Below are 18,029 nucleotides of genomic sequence, written 5' to 3'. Positions count from 1 at the left end.
TATATAGGGAAATCCCAAGCATAAAAAAAGTGTTTCACCATTCAAATTTCTTGTTCTACCAAAAAAATATTATTCTAGTAAACCTTATTATCACTTAAAACAATCCTCATCCATAATTAGGATGAGGATTGTTGCTGAACTAAGTCTATAGAAAAGCATAGCCATCAGCAAAGGAAGATTTATTTGATTAATTACCTGCCTTTCCTTCTACAAGTCCATGTCCATCAGCTAAAAATTCATTTAATACTCTTGCGTTTTCATCCATGTCTATTTTTAATACTGCTCCCACATTAACCGTATCATTTTCATAGGAGTTCTGAACTGGAATTCTAATACGGTCCAAATCGTCTGATTTATTTACTACTAACCCTTTTGTTATCGACAATATTGTAGGTGTATCTAAGTTTGTCTCAATATAAGGCGTAACAGTACCTAGGATTTTAGGTAAATTCACTACACTGTGTATACTAACTGCTTGTTCTTTCAGCTTTTCTATTGCTTCCTGCTGTCTCTCCACCCTGCCAAAATCACTTAATCGATCATGGCGAAAACGGACATAACCTAATAACTGATCGCCATGTAATACTTGTTTCCCTGGATGTAATGTCATACCAATCCCATAGGACATCTCATATGGTATATCAACTTCAATTCCTTTAGGAGCTACTATATCTACAATTTTGGAAAAACCCTCAAAATCTGCAATCGCATAATAGTTAATATCAATACCAAAGTTCTCTTTCAAGGTTTTTCTTACTAATTCAGGTCCGCCATAAGCAAATGCCGCATTCATTTTTTGATATCCTATTTCCGGAATATTTACATATATGTCTCTCATAATAGAGGCTATTTTCATTTTATGTGTATTTTGATTATAATGCACAATCATTAGTGTATCCGTTCTAGCATGTTCCTCTCCTCGCGAATCACTTCCTAACAACATAATATTAATTTCTCCAAATTGTGGCTCAGGTCCTTCAAAGTCTTCAAAACTACTTTCTATTTTATTATTTCCTTTCATTTGGGTTGCTTGTTTTAAGCCTTTATTATATTGATAAACAGAATAAAAAACGGCTAAAGCAAAAATAAGAATTGCAAAACCAAAAACCCTCTTCCACCTTATTCCCTTTTTTCTTTTTACTCTCGTATTATTTTCCATTCTATATCTCCTTTATTCTCTAACCCTTTGCAGGCAAAAGCTTAGCCGAAATCTTAATTGCTACCGCATCATCTAAATATCCGATTGGGAAAATGTAATCCGGAATAACATCAACGGAAATTATAAAATAGATAAGAGCGGCTCCCATAACAGCTAATTCCGTAATATTTCCTTTTTTGTTGGAAAAACGTTGATAATACTCTTTTAGTTGTTGTATGAATGGTCCTACCCCTTCTACTTTTTGCACTTTTTCTTCAAATTTATCAGCTACTAATCCCTTTCCTTCATCAGTCAATGCATAATGATTATATTTTTGAAGCTGTTCTTGCACTTCTTTGATAGAAAAGGTCTCCTTATAGTGGTTAGAAGAGAATAATTCACTTTGAATGGTTTCGATAGAATCGAAGATATCTTCTGATTGACTTGACACTTCTGAAGGTAAATAACCGGCCGCTGTAAACATTTTATCTACAGGAAAATCAAGAAACTTTGCAAATTTTTGAAGATGTTCTGGGGTTGGTCTTCTTTTGCCGTTAATTATTCGTGAGATTGTAGCTGTGTCAATATTCGTTAACACACTGAGCTTTCTCATTGACATAGCATTTTTCTTCAAAAGATTTTTTAATAATAATCCAATCTCATTGATGTCCCTCATATTAGATTAAGCTCCTATCTTTTATTATTCTTTTATATTAAGAATTTGTAATATTAACACGCAATATACTACTAAAATAGCGGACTGTTGATTTTTTGTCAACAAACAAATCGTTTTCTATTATCTATCCCTATAAAAAACGCATAAACATCTATGAACTTATGTCTATGTATGGGTTATTACTTGATTAGAACATTAGAATGAACAAATATATTGACATATTGTCAATGAAATAGTATGGTTCAAATGACTTACAACAAATCTTTGTTTTCTTTTAAACTATCATTCTAATTCTTAAGTAAGAATTAGTTTTCATTCGATTCTTTTATGTAGAGATTTACCACTATGTTTAAGACATTACCTTATTCACTAGGAGGCTATGTAATGCTAACTTTCATTTTACTTCTTTTTATTTGTATTTTTGCCGGGCTTCTGGGCTCTATCCTCGGAATAGGTGGAGGGATTATTCTTACTCCAGTTCTAACACTAGGATTTGGGTTTGATATCCACCATGCGATTGGAGCAAGTATAATATCTGTTATTGCAACAAGTTCCGGTTCAGCAGTAGCATACTTAAGAGATCGAATGCTCAATATTCGCGTGGCCATGTTTTTAGAGATTGCTACTACGGTTGGAGCGATCATAGGAGCAATCTTAGTAGGCATTCTCTCGCCGACTCTTATGTTTATTTTATTTGGTTCTTTCTTACTTTACTCAGCGATCAATATGGTACAAAAGCTCCGTTCGGGCGAAGAAGTATTGAAAAAGGCGCAACCTGACTATTTATCGGACAGGCTAAAACTAAATAATACATATTATGATAAAAGCCTAAAGACACAAATTGATTATCAAGTCGAAAAAGTCCCAGCAGGGTTTAGTGTGATGTTTGGGGCAGGATTAGCTAGTGGGTTACTAGGGATTGGCAGTGGTGCCTTTAAAGTAATGGCATTGGATACATTTATGAAAATGCCACTCAAGCCTTCTAGCGCAACTAGCAACCTAATGATGGGAGTTACTGCTGCTACAAGTGCAACTGTATTATTTTTCAACGGCTCTATCTTACCAGAAGTTGCTGCTCCCGTTGCTATTGGGGTATTAATTGGATCCACAATTGGAGCAAAAGTAATGCAAATATTACCAGCAAAATGGATCCGAATTATTTTTATTCCACTTTTATGCTATATCGGTGCTCAAATGATATTAGAAGGATTTGGGGTGAAATTTTAATGGAAGCACAAAAAAAAGAACAAACTTCTGAAGAAGAATTAGTCATTATTGAGGAAACAATCGGAAAAATACTTAGATTCGGGGTTCTTGTCTCTGCCCTAATTATTTTTGTAGGCATTATTACTTATTTGATTACAAATAACTCTGGTTATAAGGAAACGTTCCCTACTAATTTTAAAGACATTTTTATTGGGGTTGCTACATTTAAACCATTTGCCATTATTATGCTAGGTCTCTTTTGTTTAATCCTAACCCCTGTATTAAGAGTTGGAATATCCTGTTATGCTTTCTATAAAGAAAAGGACTGGTTATATGTTGGAATAACAGCCATAGTATTAATAATATTATTTATCAGCTTCTTAATTGGTTATACTTCTTAAAAAAAGGGCTTGTTTTCTTCCTGAAAACAGTCCCCGTTTTTATTCATCCTGTTAAAATATCCTCTTTCGGATAACAAATCTTGATTTATTTCATACGGAATTCGGCTAATATTGTTTCTCTCCATGTTCTTTAATCAATCTGTAAAAGATAATCCAAATGCTAATAACTAATAAATAAATAACAAAGGAATAATAAATCGTATATCCATGTTGATAATGAAAAATCCCTATCATGCCACAAATTCTCTCTATCGCAACACTCACAAGGGCCCAGCCTAAAATGTATAACAGCGTAAAATTAGGTTTAATATGGAAGAGATCATATAGATAAAAGAAAAGGTAGCTTATCGGGGCATACATTACATGGGAAAAGAAATCCATTATTTCAAAAGAAGAACTGTCATTTATTATATAATAACGCACTGGTAAAATACTTAACGTATGGTCAAAAACGAAACCAAAAAAAATACCACACATGAGATATATACTCATCGTCTTTTTGGTAAAACGCCTTGGGAGCAATATCACCAATAGAAATCCCAAAAAAATCGAGATAAGGATACTCCACTCATTTAAACTAAAATGAAAATCATAATGTAATTCTTTCATTTTTCTTCCAACTCTCCTTTATCCAGGCCAATAAACCAGCGGGCTATCCACCATACTAAAACTATTGATATAACATACAAAAGAGCAGAATATAACTGATTCCAATTCTCGAAGGCAAGAAGATCTGCCCATATATAGATCCGATCCTCCAAGCATAAAAACAACACAATGAGCCCAGTAAATAGTAATCGCCATTTTGTCTTCCATGAAGAGCAAAGGATACAAATAGACAGGAGAATTTGAAATGGTATCACAATAAATCGGCAAATATACATAGCAAATGAACCTTCAACCGTGCGAGTAAGAGGGACCCAGTGCAAATTAACATCTAATATTGTAAATATCGTAATTGTTAAAATTCCAATAATAAAGTACAAAAAAACAATCTCCGTAAGCATTAAACCTTTCGGAACAATAGCAAATACAATCAATACTATACATGCTAACAGTGACATAATAGCGATGGACATAAATAATCATCCTTTAAAAGGTTTGGCATATAACATGTAATATGCCCAAGAGAAACAATATTATTTCCAAAATAAACTATTATTGCCAGTATTAAGATCGTCCGGTATATAGACACAAAAGGCCTTCAAGTTTTCATACTTGAAGGCTTTCTCATTATAAACCTATGCATTAACATGATATCGGCCCTTCGGCACAACTAAAGGAGTTCCTGAAACTGGATCATTAATCACCGTACAATTAAGTCCGAAGATGTCTTTAACCAACTTACTTGTAATGATGTCAGCTGGCTTCCCCTCTCCTACAAGCTTGCCTTTGTCTAGTGCAAAAATATAGTCCGCATACCGTGCCGAAAGATTAATATCATGCAGGACCATTACGATCGTTGTACCGTATTTCCGATTAAGATCTGTCAGCAAATCTAATATTTCCACTTGATAGGTGATATCTAAGAAAGTGGTTGGCTCATCAAGAAATAAAATATCCGTTTGCTGAGCAAGTGCCATCGCAATCCAGACACGTTGTCTCTGCCCGCCTGAGAGCTCATCAATATTTCGATTAGCAAATTCTGTAATCTTCATAATTTCCATTGCTTCTGCAACTGCTTCATAATCCTTCTTGGACCAGCCACTAAAGAAATTTTGGTGAGGAAATCTCCCTCGCCCAACTAGATCTGCTACTGTTATTCCTTCTGGTACAATAGGGGATTGTGGCAAAATACCGAGAATGCGAGCTAATTGTTTTGGCGGAAATTTACTAATCGCCTTTCCATCGAGTGCAATGCTGCCAGAGGAAGACTTAATAAGATTGGATAGTGTTTTTAAAAGCGTTGATTTTCCACAGCCATTTGCGCCGATAATCACACTAATTTTATTACTCGGAATTTCAAGCTCAATATCTTGCAATATCATTTTGCCTTCATAGCCTGATGTTAACTTTTCCGCTCGAAACTCATGTATCTTATCCATTACAACTCTTCCTTTCGATTCATTCGAATTAATAGCATGATTAAGTATGGTGCACCTAGAATACCAGTGATCACACCTACTGGGTATCTAGCGACAAATGCAAACTGTCCAATCAGGTCAGATGCTAAAACCAAAATGATTCCCACAAGACCTGCCGGAATAACACTAGAAAATCCTATCCCAACTAATCGTTTAGCAATAGGGCCAGAAAGGAATGCAACAAATGCAATCGGGCCAGTGGTAGCAGTAGCTAACGCAATAATTAGAACCGAACTGATAACCAGTACAACTCTTGTTCTATCTGTGTTAACGCCTAGTGATGCAGCAGTTTGTTCCCCAAGCTCTAACATATCTAATCGTTTTCCAAGTAAGATAATGATAGGTGCCAAAAGTAGAACGGTAATCATAAGCGGATAAAGATTCTCCATTTTCACACCATTTAAGCTACCACTTAACCATCTCATTGCTGTCGGAACATCATGATGCTGTCCAATAAGCAATAAATAGGATATTACAGCATTTAACATCGCCTGTATTCCAATACCTATCAATATTAACCTGCCAATAGAAAAAGAAGTGCCTTTCGATAATAGAAAAATAACCAGTACTGTAGCTAGTCCACCGATAATAGAAGCAATGGAAACAAACGTACTGCTTGCATGAAGAACAATGATACAAAATACCGCAGCAGCACTTGAGCCAGCTGTTATTCCAATAACATTTGGATTTGCTAGAGGATTACGAAGCATTGTTTGAAACACATGTCCAGAAATACCAAAAGCAAAACCAGCAAAAACCCCAGCCACCATCCTTGGAAAACGGATTGTTCCGACCGCAAAAGAGGTTCCTTTTACTTGCTCGCCTAGTAAAACACTAATTACATCCCCAACTGGATAAATCGTATTTCCAAGCATAAGCATCATGCAGCATAAAGCAAAAGCAATGATTGCTAACAAACTAGTCACAATAATAAAACGACGACGCCTTTTTGTTCTACCTACCATAATAAGATTCATTGATTCATTCATCATAACGTACGCATTTTCGCTTTCATAGTTATTAAGATTAAAATCGGGGCCCCGATAAAGGCTGTAACTACGCCCACTTCCAGTTCACCGGGACTGCCAATAATCCGGCCGCACACATCTGAAATCGTTAGGATAATCGCTCCTGCTAGAGCGGACATTGGAATAATGTAGCGCAAATCAGGACCAATAATAAGACGGATCACATGGGTTGCAAGTAAACCTATAAAACCAATTGGGCCCGCTAGAGCTGTTGCTGCACCACACAATAAGACCCCTCCAAATGCCGCAACAAGTCTAAGTGTGCCGGTCCGCACTCCCAACCCCTTTGCTGCTTCATCCCCTAAGGCCAAAGCATTTAAGCCCGGGGCAGAGAACAAGGCGATTAGAATGCCTACAACGAGAAAAGGAATGAAAATAGAGATAGAATCCCAATTTCCAGCACCAACACTTCCTACCTGCCAAAATCTAAATTGATCCATAACATTGGAACGCGGAATCATAATAGCCATTACAAGAGAGGATAATGCTGCACTTGTCGCTGCCCCCGCTAAAACAAGTTTAAGGGGGGTGGCACCGCCACTCCCCATCGAACCAATTCCGAATACAAAAATGGCAGTTAAGATTGCTCCTGCTAATGCAAACCAAATGTATTGACCAGCAGTGCCAATATGAAAAAAGGATATCCCACAAACAACAAATAGAGCTGCACCTGTGTTTACTCCTAATATACTAGGATCTGCAATCGGATTACGAGTGACGGATTGCATAAGAGCACCAGAAACTCCCAATGCAGCACCACACAACAAACTAAATACAGTTCTAGCAATTCTTTGGCGGACAACATTTGCTCCGTGAGACTGTACTTCTGGATGGAATAATCCATCCAGTATTTCATTCCAGCCAACAGTGCGAGATCCAAAAGCAAGAGACGCCAATATACTTATACCGAGTAAGATAATAGAAATTACTAATACACTAATAAATTTTCTCGGTATTAATAACTGCTTATTTTTTAGAACGGATGTCTGTTCCATTTACTTCACTTTACTTACAGCTTCTGAGAGTAATTTTAGGTACTCGTCGAGCGTATATTCAATCGAAAGTGTACTTGGTGTTCCGGCTGCTGCAAGTGGCGTATTATCCTCGATAATGACAACAGACCCTCGCTGTACAGCTGGAATCTTTCCATAAATCGGATCTTTCTGTAAAGCAGCAAGTGTTTCATCATTTCCATACGATACAAAAATATCTACATCATTTAATATGTCTGCATTTTCAGCACTTACTTCCAAATAGAAACTAGTTGGATCCGTCATTTGACTTGTAATACTTTCCGGATATTCCATCCCCAACTCTGTGAGGAATTCACCTCGTGGATCAGTTGGTGAATAGATATAAAATTTGGATAAGTCAGCACCATTAACACTTACAAATGCTGCTTTTTTCCCTTTCAATTCAGGAAACTCATTTGCTTTATCTGCAATGAATTTTTCTGTATCTGCAATAAGCTGCTTCCCTTCTTTTTCCATACCCATTCCCATTGAATTATATGTTACTTGTTCACGCCAAGAAGCAACCCAAGGATTTTTTGGATATGCTACAACAGGAGCAATTTCACTTAAAGTATCATACTCTTCTTGTGTAAGTCCTGAGTACGCGGCAAGAATGACATCTGGATTAGAATCAGAAATCGCCTCAAAGTCTATGCCATCTGTATCTTGATAAATATTAGGATTTTTTTCACCTAGCTCTTCTAGTTTTTTTGCAGTCCAAGGTAACATTCCGCTATCATCTTGAACACCATAATTTGCTGCTGAGAAACCTACAGGTACAACACCAAGCGCAAGTGCTACATCTTGGTTAGACCATGCAATTGTTGCAACACGTTCAGGTTTTTCCTTAATGACAGTCTCTCCAAGCGCATGCTTAATCGTTATTGGATACGATGAATCTGTATTAGAATCAGCTGATTTTTCTTTATCTGCCTTCGAGGATGACTGACTTGAACAACCCGCTAGTAAAAGAATGGCTACAATTGAGAATAAGAAAATAGAAATAAATGGCTTTCTTTGTTTTTTAAACATATGTATGTCCCTCTTTTTCTATATAATTTTATAATATAAATGATTATCATTCTCAATTATAATACTTGTTTTCTATTTTTCTGTCAATTACAAATAGTAAGTTATACGTGATTTTGCCATCTTTTGATGAAAATTCTCCATTTCACCAACTAAGAGACCATAAAATCAAGTAGACTACTAATAAATTTAAACTCTTTTAGGCATATTTAAAGGGCAACGCTAAAGCGATTGCCCTTTTTAAATTCTCATTAACTTTTACTCTATTCATTTGCTTTAAATGCTTGTAGATTTTCCAAATGATTAAATATTGGCAAAAACGATATGAAATCTTAATGTGCTAGTAAGAGCTAGGTAGTAAACAAATAATAAACATTATCATACAAATGCATGATTTCTTCCTCCGTGTTATTACAATCTATTACTGTTTATCATTATAAATAATGATATGATGTTTCTCTATTTCTTCTACGAAAGACTTAATCATTTGGTCTCACCTTCTTCTAATTTTTTGCAAAAAGAAAACTCGCCAAAGGCGAGTTTCACTTTCTATCATTTCTTTTATCCTTTAAAAATTGAAATCACGAATTAATTTGCCAATTTCACAAGCATATGCGCTAATTTATGGCGTTCCTCTTCATTTCCCACTTTCCACAGTTCCTGAAGTAGTGCCTCCTCACGATTTTGTGGTTCTGCGTTGTTAGCAAGATAGCCAGCGACTTTCTCCGCACTTTTCGCTAATTGCTCTTTATCCATGCCAAGATTTTTGCCTACTTCTATTTTACTGCTTAGATAAGATTTAAACTCATTAAAATTCTCTAGCTTCTCTTGGATTGTTTTTCTATCCATTTCTTTCACTGTTTCTTCGGCCTTGTTGGGATCTGCATTATAATTATTCATCAATAATCTTCCCTCCAATTATTTGTTTGTCCCTTAACTATTCCCCAGAAAAGCCGCGCGAAACTTTATATCGACTTAGCAATAATCTCCATTTCTATCTCATTCCTCACAGGTCCTTTGTTATCCGTAAAAAAAACGAAGATTCTCCGGCGTTGCACCGGAAAAAACCTTCGTTATGATAAACTATTTACTTGTGCTTACATACCGATCTCTAGCTGCTCCTAATCCAAATACAAAGAGCAGCAATGACGCACCAGCTAAAATGAATAACGGAATAGTCCAGCTATTCGTTACATCATGTAAATACCCGAAAAGCGTAGGACCAATAGCCGCTAGTAAATAGCCAACTGATTGAGCCATGCCAGATAGTTCTGCTGCCTGTCTGCCATTCTCCGTTCGCAAGCCAAAAAACATCATCGATAAACTGAAGGCACAACCTCCCCCAATACCTATCATGATAATCCAGCATACAATTAACTTTGCACTTCCATAAATTAGTCCAAGTGTCCCCGCTAAAAGCAAAGCGCTCATGATAGTGACTAAAGAACGCTGACTTTTCATACGCCCTGCAATAATAGGTACAATAAAGGTAAAGGGAAGTAATGCTAATTGCATCACAGAAAGGAGCCAGCCAGATTGATCTGAACTTATTCCTTGTTGTTGTAAAATCTCAGGCAGCCATGCAATAAGAATGTAAAAGACCATCGATTGTAACCCCATAAATAAGGTCACCTGCCAAGCTAATGGAGAGCGCCACAAGTTCACCTGAGAATCTACTACTTTATTTCGAACAGCTGCTGTTTCCTTGTTGAGATGCTTTATTTGAGGCAGCCAGAATAAAATGGATACGAAGCTAAGTATCCCCCAAATTCCCAATCCACCCTGCCAGCCAATTCCAAGTCCAATGGCAATTGGAACACTTAGTCCCGAAGCAATAGCAGCTAATAAATTCATCGAAATAGAATATACGCCTGTCATTAATCCAATTCGAGTTGGAAACTCTTGTTTAATCAGACTAGGTAATAGCACATTAGAAATTGAAATCGCCAATCCTAGCACAGCAGTACCAATATATAAAGCAGCCACCCCAGATAATAAACGTAAAATAATGCCTAGTGTAAGAAAGATTATAGACATCAGAATCATCATTTCCACACCAAATTTACGAGCCAATTTAGGTACAATCTGAGAAAAAAGCGCAAAAGATAATAATGGCAATGTGGTAATCATCCCTGCTAATGTATTAGAAATATGAAGATCATCCCTAATAAATCCTACTATTGGACCCACTGATGTTAACGGAGCTCTTAAATTGGCAGCAATAAAGATTATTCCTATAATAACCATCCAAACGGCTGACTTATGAACAGCTCGATTTGATTGTATATGTTGATTAGTCATTGTTTCCTCCTGATTATAGTAGCCAAATGACTATGAAATGAGTCCTTCATCATTAATAAGAAGTAGTCAGTTAAGTAATTTGGTATAATATAATATATTTTCACTATGATAATGAATAATATAATATAACAAGCAGGTGTTTGTCCATTCTTTTTTCTAGAAGTTGAAGAAACAAAATATATCCCCGCTATTGGACGGAATAACCTAACCACTACCTCCCGTATCTCAATAAGATATAGAGTACAGCAACTTTATCGGTATGATTTATATAGGAATGGCTTCCATTTGCATCAAAACTAATCGAATCATATTCATTTAAGATATATGACTCATTATTTACATTAATGGTTATGGTTCCCGACATCACCGTAGCTATTTCCGTCGTATTGGGGTGATGCTTTTCTGGATAATAAGAACTATGTGGTTGTAAATATGCTCGACACATTTCCATCTCATCCTTTTGATTTTGAAAAATCGGCTCTACAGCCCAATTGCCATCATCTCCGAAAATTCTTACCCCGCTACCAGCCCGCGATACATTCACACTGCTTCCTGAGGAAAATAACGCCATCAGAGGGATCGATAAACTTCGCGAAATCTTCCACAATACCCCAATTGTTGGATTAGTTTCTCCTCGCTCAATATTTCCCAGCGTCAACTTACTTACACCTGATATCTCAGATAAATTTTCAAGACTCAACCGCCTCTCCTTTCGCAATTTTTTAAGCACTGTTCCAACTTGAATAACTACCTGTTTTGAATCATCTGTTTCTCTATTCATATTCGTCCTCCATTTTTCTATTATGGGAAATATTATTATTCCTATGTTAGGAGCTTAACTCCATTCCTAATTAAGTGGTTCAAACAAACCTTTGCATTGGTTGGTCAACTGATTATAAACCGCAGCTCCTTTGGCATAAGCCTCTTGGCTAAAATCGTTCTTTTCCATAAATGTCTTTAAAAACATGTAAGTAGCGCCTGCATAATAGTTTGCAATATATTCACTATTCTTACCGAACGCTTTATGTTGCTCCATTACAAGCTTATTAAAATTGGCTAACTGACGAATAAATTCGTTACTAATGCCCGCCCATTCAATTAATGCAAATGTCTGTTGATTTTGTTTCCAAAATTGTATTAGTAGTTGAATAAAGCCTGAAGCGTTAAAAGATTGCTGCTTTAAAACCGACTTAAAATCACTCATGACGTTGGATATCTGTCTTATAATGATGTCTTCTTTCACTAAATAATTCCTGTAAAATGTTTGCCTTGCAATTCCAGCTTGCTCGCATAAATCTCGGATGGAAATCTCATAAAAGTTTTTATTCTTAAGATTAAACATCATTAAACTTTGCAGCAATAATTTTTGTGTTCTTTCGACCCGTTTATCCATTTATGCACCAATTTCCTTTCCTGTGTCACATAAAAAAATTCTTTGCTTTTTCTTTGCTTAAATTTATTATACAATCCTTTCAAGCTAAGTGACAATTGTAACTTAAGTGTCAATTGTTCATTTACCAACAAAAATTATTTATCATATCGGAGGTAATTATTTTGGGAACAGGAAAGGTAGTAGTCATTACTGGAGCCAATAATGGGATTGGTCTAGAATTAGCCAAAAAAATGCTAGCAGAAGGGAGTCAAGTTATTGCATTAATACGTTCTTCTTTTTCAAAGGACGACCTCTTTATTCAATCAAAAATTACTACAGGACAATTACGAATTTATAAAGCAGATTTATCTGATTTTAACAGTCTAAAAAATGCGCTGGAAGAAATAAAAGCAACGGAGAAGAAAATAGATTTCCTTTTCAATAACGCTGGCGGCAGTTTTCCTTCGTTATTATTTTCTAAGCAAAATCGCGAACTACATTATGAACTTCAGACAGTAGTGCCTTATATTATTTTTAAGGAGCTGTCCCCTTTATTTGAAATGGGAGAAGATAAGACAATTGTTAATACATCTTCAGCTGTCATCCTTCGCGTGAAACAGTTTGATCCAGATACATTGGAAAACCCATCTTCCTTTAAAAAGTTATTTGGTCCCTATGCGACAGCAAAGCTAGCTTTATCTTTATGGACAAAAGAAATAGCAAAAAGAGAGAGTGCCAATGGATTCCGGTTTCTAAGTGTAGACCCCGGGAGTAACAATACGTTACGGAAAGAAAAAAAATCAGGTATTCCCTTTTATATAAAACCATTGATGAAGTTTTTCTTTTCCCCACCGACAAAAGGGGCTGCTTTACTCTACGATGCCGCAATGGATAAGACTGGAGCAGTTTCTGGGGACTTTATTGTAAAGGGGAAAAGCACGAAGGTTACATTTGCTGAATATAGTTCCATTGTTTTAGAGGGAGTACATAGGATTTATGTGAGGGAATTTTTGAATAGTGAGGAATAGAGGATAATAAAAAGAAGGTCTGCAGGATAATCAGGGTTTGTTTCGAATAAAGTTTGATTATAGTTTATACTCAAATATGTTTTACCTTCATTTTCATTAATAGTCCTCCTCTTCATGTCTTGTAATCTAATATGCTCATCGACAAAGAATGATTTTCCTTGCATTATCTTTTTAATTATTGTTGAATATTTGATTGTACAAAATACACCTCATCTAATAAAAGATGAAGTGTATTTTATCCTTAACTCTAGTTCAGATATCGACCAATAGTATCAAAACTCATAATTGCTAGCTTAATTTATCCACAGCACTCGACATTCCATTCCTTTTTCCTTGAGTGTCACTGTAAGAGTGAAGTTAATTATGTTTTGACTCTGAAACACAATTTATTTGATACAAATTAGTAAAAAACTAATTCAAGGCTATCCCTTGCTAAACGGTTTTAATTTTGTAATGGTAGTCACGACGATTGCAATTGATAAAATACCTATAGAGATTAATATACTAATAAAAATCCAACTGTATGAAACATTCATTCCAAATAAAATCAAACTTCCTAAAAGAACCCCTAAAACAATTGGGACTCCTGACCAGAGAGAGATTTCTTTAGAGAAATGAATCAATATACGACCTTTAGTCCACCCAATAATATGGTACATAGAAAATTCCTTCGCTCGGTATTGAAGGAGTGCTGTAATACTCTCACTAACTGCTAGGTAAGAAAGCAGTACGGTTATCACTATAATGGAAATTTGTATGATTAATGTTTCATCCATTGTAAATTGACCTAGTGTTGTTTCCTTAGCTTTTTCAATGGAATATCCTAAGTTAGATATCTGAATAATCAGTAGTATAATCGAAATGAACAAAACAAAAATGGTTGGTAATATAAACTCTTTATAATGAATAATTGCTGGAACTTTCTTATATTCCATTATCCTAGTTTTATTCCCTGATCCATTTCTTAAAAATAATAAACATACCATGACCACGGTTAGGAACCATAATAATGAAGAGAGTAAATAAGGGAATGCATCTTGTTTGAATAGAGTAAATAAAATAATGCTAACTACATACCCAATAGTAATAATAATAAATTGTTCAAGACAGTTCCGTAGAAAAATAAATTTCCTTTTCCACCCTAATAGATATAGTAACTCATCTTCCTTATATAAGGCTTTTTTTTCAAAAGTTACTCTTGAATATAACCATAGAAACCCAAAAAGAGAAAACAATATGAAAGAAATCACGGACATGTGATTCCAATTTTCACTCAGCTCTTGTGCTACCCCCAGAGTTGTCCAAGGCTCCAGTATCTGGCCTAAACCTTCAACATCTAATCTCATTTGTTTAAAAGAGGAACCAGCAACAATATCCACTTCATAACCAGATTTTAGTAGGTCTATTGCAACTTGTTCAATTTTCTCTTGAGCATCCACGTTATATTTATTTATCCCGGCCACTTTGATCCTTATTGCATCAATCGGTTTTTGACCTTTTACCATTTCAGCAGCTTCCAGGGTTGTTATCCCGCTCGCTGGTGTAGGAATAAAGCTTCCAGGAAAGATTGTAGATTGTACCACTTTACCGTCTAAGCTTTTTGACTCTGTGGTAGAATATATACCTAATGGGCTTGAAGCTAACTGGTTAGTATCCTTATTAGGTGAAAATTCTCCCACTTGTTCAATAATAAAGGGCACCTTTTGACTTTGATAGGCACTTATCCCCTTTTTATTTACTGTTTTATATATTGGGGGAGGTCCATCTTCAAGTATGGGCACTTCTAGATTATTTTCATTTATTTTATAGTTGATTTTTGATGCTATGTAATAAATCGAGGTATCTTGGTCAGACATAAAGCGATCAGTCTCACTTATACTGAAATCCTCCCCAATCTTTACAGCTGTCCCCTCAAACGGTTTTTGGAATTTTGATAAATCTAAATTATATTCTCTATTATCAAGCGCTTTAGCTTTAGATAGTTCATTAATTACTTGCTCCATTTTTTCAGGTTTTTCATAGCCCATTAATAGTGAGTCATCTTTCATCAGGCCTAATTTCTCCTGATATTCTCCGAGATCTACATCTATCCTATCTGTCTTCACAGTCATATATAATGGAATATTTATATCCTGCCGCTGTATAACTTTGATAACGGGTGGATTTCCTAAACTTTCCCGAACTTCTTTAAATTCAATATCATTAATCTCTTTATCTAATTCAGAATAGTCAATTCCAGTTAACTTACTTTCGCTCTCAACATCAATAGCAGCTAATAGATAATAATTAAAAGGCATTAGGACTGTCATTGCTACACCTGTTAAGGAATTTGGATACGAAGCGTCAATATATTGTATGTTTCCTGGAACCGAACCATCAAAATAATATAACTCCTCTTTCTGATCAATAGGATATTTATGAATCCCATCCGAGGTATAAAATTGCCAAGAAAATCTTGTTGGTTCCTTTAATACTGGAAGTTCAATAGACATCCTTTTACCACTAAAATACCCTAGAGATGCTACTGGAGCGGCCAATTCTATGTCCGGGTTTCTTTTAATCTGTTCCCAATCAGAAATAGAAATACCACCTCCCCCATCACCGATATAATTCTCTTCAATCATTCCTAATTTTTTTTCAACATCTGTTCTTGTAGAACTTGGTCGTACTAGGATGTCATATGTACCTCGTCCGTATTCTTCTACGGAATGATTAACTGCTAACTTAATTTCTTTTGTGCTCTGAAAACCTAATGGAATAAGTGTATATAAACCAATAAATGCTAATAAAATGGTAATGGAGATCAACTTTCTGCTTAAAATACGAACCCAAGCAAAACGTATCATACAAATACCTCGTTTTCCTTCAAATTACCTTTGTATAATTTATAGGTCTTATCACCAAGTTTCGCAACTTCCTCATCATGGGTTACAATAATAATCGTTTGTCCTTTATTTTTGCATTCAATCAGAATGCGCAGAATGTTATCTCTATTTTCAATATCTAAGTTCCCAGTCGGTTCATCACATATCAGTACCTTTGGATTAGCCATTAAAGCTCTAGCAATCCCCACTCTTTGCTTTTCCCCTCCTGATAAAGATTCTGGCAGTCTAGCAAACAAAGAATTATTAATTCCCACACTCTCAAGTAATTTTTCCGCTCTAATATATAGTTCCTTTTTCGGATAATCATAAATAAGAGGTAACATGACATTATCAATAACAGAGTAGTGGGGCAAAAGTTTGAAGTCCTGAAATATAAAACCAATATTTTTTTTTCTATACTCGCTTCTCGCATTTTCATTCATGTGATAAATATTAGTTCTCTCATATAAGACCTCGCCTTTATCAGGCTTTAAAAGTCCTGAAATACATTTAAGTAAAGTAGACTTTCCTGTACCCGAAGGGCCTACGATCGTATACCACTGTCCCTCTTCAATAGACAAGGATACATTTTCTATTATGGAATTGGATTCAGAAAATGACTTTTGTAAATACTTTATATCAATCATGACGTTCCTCCTTAAATTGATTAATTACAATCACCCTAGTCAGTTGACTAGGGTGCCATAGAATTTTACATTTATTTTCTTAGTGTTACTGTTCCTGTTGCACGTGCAGTTCCACCCCCAGCGGATGAAACAGTTAGTGTAAGGTTCCATTTGTCGGTACTTAAGGAACCTAGATGATATGTAGATGATCTAGTTGTACTATAATAATTAGCAGCAGGATCTGTAAATCGAGTAGTAATACCATCATGGTACTTTACATTATAAATTCCGTTACCCCCACCCCAAGAAATAGTTTTAGTCATTATAGCAGAAGAACCAAATCTAATTTCATTTTTCGGACCACTAATCTTTGCTTCAGTTGGTATTGCTGCAGATACGTTAGATAAACCTATTCCTAGAGATATACCTATTGCCAATCCACCAACCGTTAATCTTTTCATTATATTCATTCGAATTTCACCTCCAATATTTTACAATTAGAGTATACTAAATAATATATTGCACGTAAATTATTTTTTCAAAAAATTTACACTAATCTATCTTATTTAAATTCAAATCTTTTTTCACTACTAAATGCTTAAGCAATAGACTCTATTTCTGATACATCTTGGTAGAAAAGATATAAAGCGCTATTACTTTAATTCTCCACTGCTGATGAATTCCATCTTTCTGTAAAATTTATTATTACTAGCAGAGGCCTTTGCATTGATTAGTCAATTGATTATAAACTGCTACCGCTTTGGCATAAGCATCTTTGTTAAAATCATTCTTTTTCCATAACTATTTTTCAAAATCAGGTTAGTAGCGCCTGTTTTCTAAGTGTAGACCCCGGGAGTAACAATACGTTACGGAAAGAAAAAAAATCAGGTATTCCCTTTTATATAAAACCATTGATGAAGTTTTTCTTTTCCCCACCGACAAAAGGGGCTGCTTTACTCTACGATGCCGCAATGGATAAGACTGGAGCAGTTTCTGGGGACTTTATTGTAAAGGGGAAAAGCACGAAGGTTACATTTGCTGAATATAGTTCCATTGTTTTAGAGGGAGTACATAGGATTTATGTGAGGGAATTTTTGAATAGTGAGGAATAGAGAATAATTCAATAATAAAAAATCTATTTAGGGAGGGGATAACAGCTTTGCTGGTTTTCCCCTCCCTTTTATAAGGCTAATCCCCAAAATTAAGTTCTAAATAGACTAATAATCTTCAATCCTAAGTCATTGTTAACCAAACAGTCTACTT

General features: G+C 35.4%; 18 protein-coding genes. 3 read left to right on the top strand and 15 right to left on the bottom strand.

The window, feature by feature from the left end; all coding sequences use genetic code 11:
- Nucleotides 1-187 precede the first annotated feature (187 nt).
- Complete coding sequence (locus MHH96_RS06890; protein ID WP_047943973.1) at nucleotides 188-1,159, bottom strand: LCP family protein; 972 nt, start codon at nucleotides 1,157-1,159, stop codon at nucleotides 188-190.
- A 19-nt stretch (nucleotides 1,160-1,178) separates the two neighbouring features.
- Nucleotides 1,179-1,814, bottom strand: a complete 636-nt coding sequence (locus MHH96_RS06885; protein WP_047943972.1) for a helix-turn-helix domain-containing protein — start codon at nucleotides 1,812-1,814, stop codon at nucleotides 1,179-1,181.
- Nucleotides 1,815-2,198: 384 nt separating this feature from the next.
- On the opposite strand from MHH96_RS06885, the gene MHH96_RS06880 reads away from it, so the two are divergent.
- Together MHH96_RS06880 and MHH96_RS06875 are read left to right on the top strand one after the other, a co-directional pair.
- Nucleotides 2,199-3,041: a sulfite exporter TauE/SafE family protein gene (locus MHH96_RS06880; protein WP_341116941.1), complete on the top strand. Its 843-nt coding sequence runs from the start codon at nucleotides 2,199-2,201 to the stop codon at nucleotides 3,039-3,041.
- Complete coding sequence (locus MHH96_RS06875; RefSeq protein WP_341116939.1) at nucleotides 3,041-3,421, top strand: DUF1634 domain-containing protein; 381 nt, start codon at nucleotides 3,041-3,043, stop codon at nucleotides 3,419-3,421. Before MHH96_RS06880 ends, MHH96_RS06875 begins: the two co-directional genes overlap by 1 nt.
- Before the next feature lie 105 nt (nucleotides 3,422-3,526).
- Here MHH96_RS06875 and MHH96_RS06870 read toward each other — a convergent pair whose 3' ends face one another.
- The 10 genes from MHH96_RS06870 to MHH96_RS06825 all read right to left on the bottom strand — a co-directional run bounded on the left by MHH96_RS06870 (nucleotide 3,527) and on the right by MHH96_RS06825 (nucleotide 12,269).
- Nucleotides 3,527-4,030: a hypothetical protein gene (locus MHH96_RS06870; RefSeq protein WP_047943968.1), complete on the bottom strand. Its 504-nt coding sequence runs from the start codon at nucleotides 4,028-4,030 to the stop codon at nucleotides 3,527-3,529.
- Nucleotides 4,027-4,500 carry a hypothetical protein gene (locus tag MHH96_RS06865; RefSeq protein ID WP_047943967.1) on the bottom strand — a complete coding sequence of 158 codons (474 nt, stop codon included), beginning with the start codon at nucleotides 4,498-4,500 and terminating at the stop codon, nucleotides 4,027-4,029. The genes MHH96_RS06870 and MHH96_RS06865 overlap by 4 nt, the downstream gene beginning before the upstream one ends.
- Before the next feature lie 162 nt (nucleotides 4,501-4,662).
- Complete coding sequence (locus MHH96_RS06860) at nucleotides 4,663-5,466, bottom strand: ABC transporter ATP-binding protein (RefSeq protein ID WP_047943965.1); 804 nt, start codon at nucleotides 5,464-5,466, stop codon at nucleotides 4,663-4,665.
- Nucleotides 5,466-6,497 carry a FecCD family ABC transporter permease gene (locus tag MHH96_RS06855; RefSeq protein WP_047943964.1) on the bottom strand — a complete coding sequence of 344 codons (1,032 nt, stop codon included), beginning with the start codon at nucleotides 6,495-6,497 and terminating at the stop codon, nucleotides 5,466-5,468. Before MHH96_RS06855 ends, MHH96_RS06860 begins: the two co-directional genes overlap by 1 nt.
- Nucleotides 6,494-7,528 (bottom strand): FecCD family ABC transporter permease, encoded by a 1,035-nt coding sequence (locus MHH96_RS06850; RefSeq protein ID WP_172885210.1) that lies wholly within the window; start codon nucleotides 7,526-7,528, stop codon nucleotides 6,494-6,496. Before MHH96_RS06850 ends, MHH96_RS06855 begins: the two co-directional genes overlap by 4 nt.
- Nucleotides 7,529-8,578 carry an iron-siderophore ABC transporter substrate-binding protein gene (locus tag MHH96_RS06845; protein ID WP_047943963.1) on the bottom strand — a complete coding sequence of 350 codons (1,050 nt, stop codon included), beginning with the start codon at nucleotides 8,576-8,578 and terminating at the stop codon, nucleotides 7,529-7,531. It abuts the gene before it with no gap.
- 585 nt (nucleotides 8,579-9,163) lie between these two features.
- On the bottom strand, nucleotides 9,164-9,475 hold the full coding sequence (locus MHH96_RS06840; protein WP_053215772.1) for a DUF3243 domain-containing protein: 312 nt from the start codon (nucleotides 9,473-9,475) through the stop codon (nucleotides 9,164-9,166).
- Between the two features lie 183 nt (nucleotides 9,476-9,658).
- Complete coding sequence (locus MHH96_RS06835) at nucleotides 9,659-10,876, bottom strand: CynX/NimT family MFS transporter (protein ID WP_047943962.1); 1,218 nt, start codon at nucleotides 10,874-10,876, stop codon at nucleotides 9,659-9,661.
- Between the two features lie 211 nt (nucleotides 10,877-11,087).
- A complete protein-coding gene (locus tag MHH96_RS06830; RefSeq protein ID WP_047943961.1) occupies nucleotides 11,088-11,657 on the bottom strand; it encodes a helix-turn-helix domain-containing protein in 570 nt (189 codons plus the stop codon).
- A 66-nt stretch (nucleotides 11,658-11,723) separates the two neighbouring features.
- Entirely contained in the window at nucleotides 11,724-12,269 is a 546-nt protein-coding gene (locus tag MHH96_RS06825) for a TetR/AcrR family transcriptional regulator (RefSeq protein WP_053215771.1), read from the bottom strand.
- A 161-nt stretch (nucleotides 12,270-12,430) separates the two neighbouring features.
- Between MHH96_RS06825 and MHH96_RS06820 the strand changes: the two genes are divergently transcribed.
- Nucleotides 12,431-13,276 carry an SDR family NAD(P)-dependent oxidoreductase gene (locus MHH96_RS06820; protein ID WP_235844539.1) on the top strand — a complete coding sequence of 282 codons (846 nt, stop codon included), beginning with the start codon at nucleotides 12,431-12,433 and terminating at the stop codon, nucleotides 13,274-13,276.
- Nucleotides 13,277-13,698: 422 nt separating this feature from the next.
- Here MHH96_RS06820 and MHH96_RS06815 read toward each other — a convergent pair whose 3' ends face one another.
- From MHH96_RS06815 to MHH96_RS06805, 3 genes are all read right to left on the bottom strand, one after another.
- Nucleotides 13,699-16,122: a hypothetical protein gene (locus MHH96_RS06815; protein WP_144546769.1), complete on the bottom strand. Its 2,424-nt coding sequence runs from the start codon at nucleotides 16,120-16,122 to the stop codon at nucleotides 13,699-13,701.
- A complete protein-coding gene (locus tag MHH96_RS06810) occupies nucleotides 16,119-16,787 on the bottom strand; it encodes an ABC transporter ATP-binding protein (protein ID WP_144546771.1) in 669 nt (222 codons plus the stop codon). Before MHH96_RS06810 ends, MHH96_RS06815 begins: the two co-directional genes overlap by 4 nt.
- A 71-nt stretch (nucleotides 16,788-16,858) precedes the next feature.
- On the bottom strand, nucleotides 16,859-17,236 hold the full coding sequence (locus MHH96_RS06805; protein ID WP_144546773.1) for a hypothetical protein: 378 nt from the start codon (nucleotides 17,234-17,236) through the stop codon (nucleotides 16,859-16,861).
- Nucleotides 17,237-18,029 lie beyond the last annotated feature (793 nt).

It is taken from the genome of Niallia sp. FSL K6-0212 (genome assembly GCF_038007605.1).
GTDB classification, from domain to species: Bacteria; Bacillota; Bacilli; order Bacillales; family Cytobacillaceae; genus Niallia; species Niallia circulans.
The sequence above is the reverse complement of the archived record's forward strand: the minus strand, read 5'-3'. Positions and strand labels throughout refer to the sequence as shown.

What these genes read in the sequence shown, in the direction of transcription:
- MHH96_RS06890 (WP_047943973.1), bottom strand. Translation starts at nt 1,159, where the DNA reads ATGGAAAATAATACGAGAGTAAAAAGAAAAAAGGGAATAAGGTGGAAG.
- MHH96_RS06885 (WP_047943972.1), bottom strand. Translation starts at nt 1,814, where the DNA reads ATGAGGGACATCAATGAGATTGGATTATTATTAAAAAATCTTTTGAAG.
- MHH96_RS06880 (WP_341116941.1), top strand. Translation starts at nt 2,199, where the DNA reads ATGCTAACTTTCATTTTACTTCTTTTTATTTGTATTTTTGCCGGGCTT.
- MHH96_RS06875 (WP_341116939.1), top strand. Translation starts at nt 3,041, where the DNA reads ATGGAAGCACAAAAAAAAGAACAAACTTCTGAAGAAGAATTAGTCATT.
- MHH96_RS06870 (WP_047943968.1), bottom strand. Translation starts at nt 4,030, where the DNA reads ATGAAAGAATTACATTATGATTTTCATTTTAGTTTAAATGAGTGGAGT.
- MHH96_RS06865 (WP_047943967.1), bottom strand. Translation starts at nt 4,500, where the DNA reads ATGTCCATCGCTATTATGTCACTGTTAGCATGTATAGTATTGATTGTA.
- MHH96_RS06860 (WP_047943965.1), bottom strand. Translation starts at nt 5,466, where the DNA reads ATGGATAAGATACATGAGTTTCGAGCGGAAAAGTTAACATCAGGCTAT.
- MHH96_RS06855 (WP_047943964.1), bottom strand. Translation starts at nt 6,497, where the DNA reads ATGATGAATGAATCAATGAATCTTATTATGGTAGGTAGAACAAAAAGG.
- MHH96_RS06850 (WP_172885210.1), bottom strand. Translation starts at nt 7,528, where the DNA reads ATGGAACAGACATCCGTTCTAAAAAATAAGCAGTTATTAATACCGAGA.
- MHH96_RS06845 (WP_047943963.1), bottom strand. Translation starts at nt 8,578, where the DNA reads ATGTTTAAAAAACAAAGAAAGCCATTTATTTCTATTTTCTTATTCTCA.
- MHH96_RS06840 (WP_053215772.1), bottom strand. Translation starts at nt 9,475, where the DNA reads ATGAATAATTATAATGCAGATCCCAACAAGGCCGAAGAAACAGTGAAA.
- MHH96_RS06835 (WP_047943962.1), bottom strand. Translation starts at nt 10,876, where the DNA reads ATGACTAATCAACATATACAATCAAATCGAGCTGTTCATAAGTCAGCC.
- MHH96_RS06830 (WP_047943961.1), bottom strand. Translation starts at nt 11,657, where the DNA reads ATGAATAGAGAAACAGATGATTCAAAACAGGTAGTTATTCAAGTTGGA.
- MHH96_RS06825 (WP_053215771.1), bottom strand. Translation starts at nt 12,269, where the DNA reads ATGGATAAACGGGTCGAAAGAACACAAAAATTATTGCTGCAAAGTTTA.
- MHH96_RS06815 (WP_144546769.1), bottom strand. Translation starts at nt 16,122, where the DNA reads ATGATACGTTTTGCTTGGGTTCGTATTTTAAGCAGAAAGTTGATCTCC.
- MHH96_RS06810 (WP_144546771.1), bottom strand. Translation starts at nt 16,787, where the DNA reads ATGATTGATATAAAGTATTTACAAAAGTCATTTTCTGAATCCAATTCC.
- MHH96_RS06805 (WP_144546773.1), bottom strand. Translation starts at nt 17,236, where the DNA reads ATGAATATAATGAAAAGATTAACGGTTGGTGGATTGGCAATAGGTATA.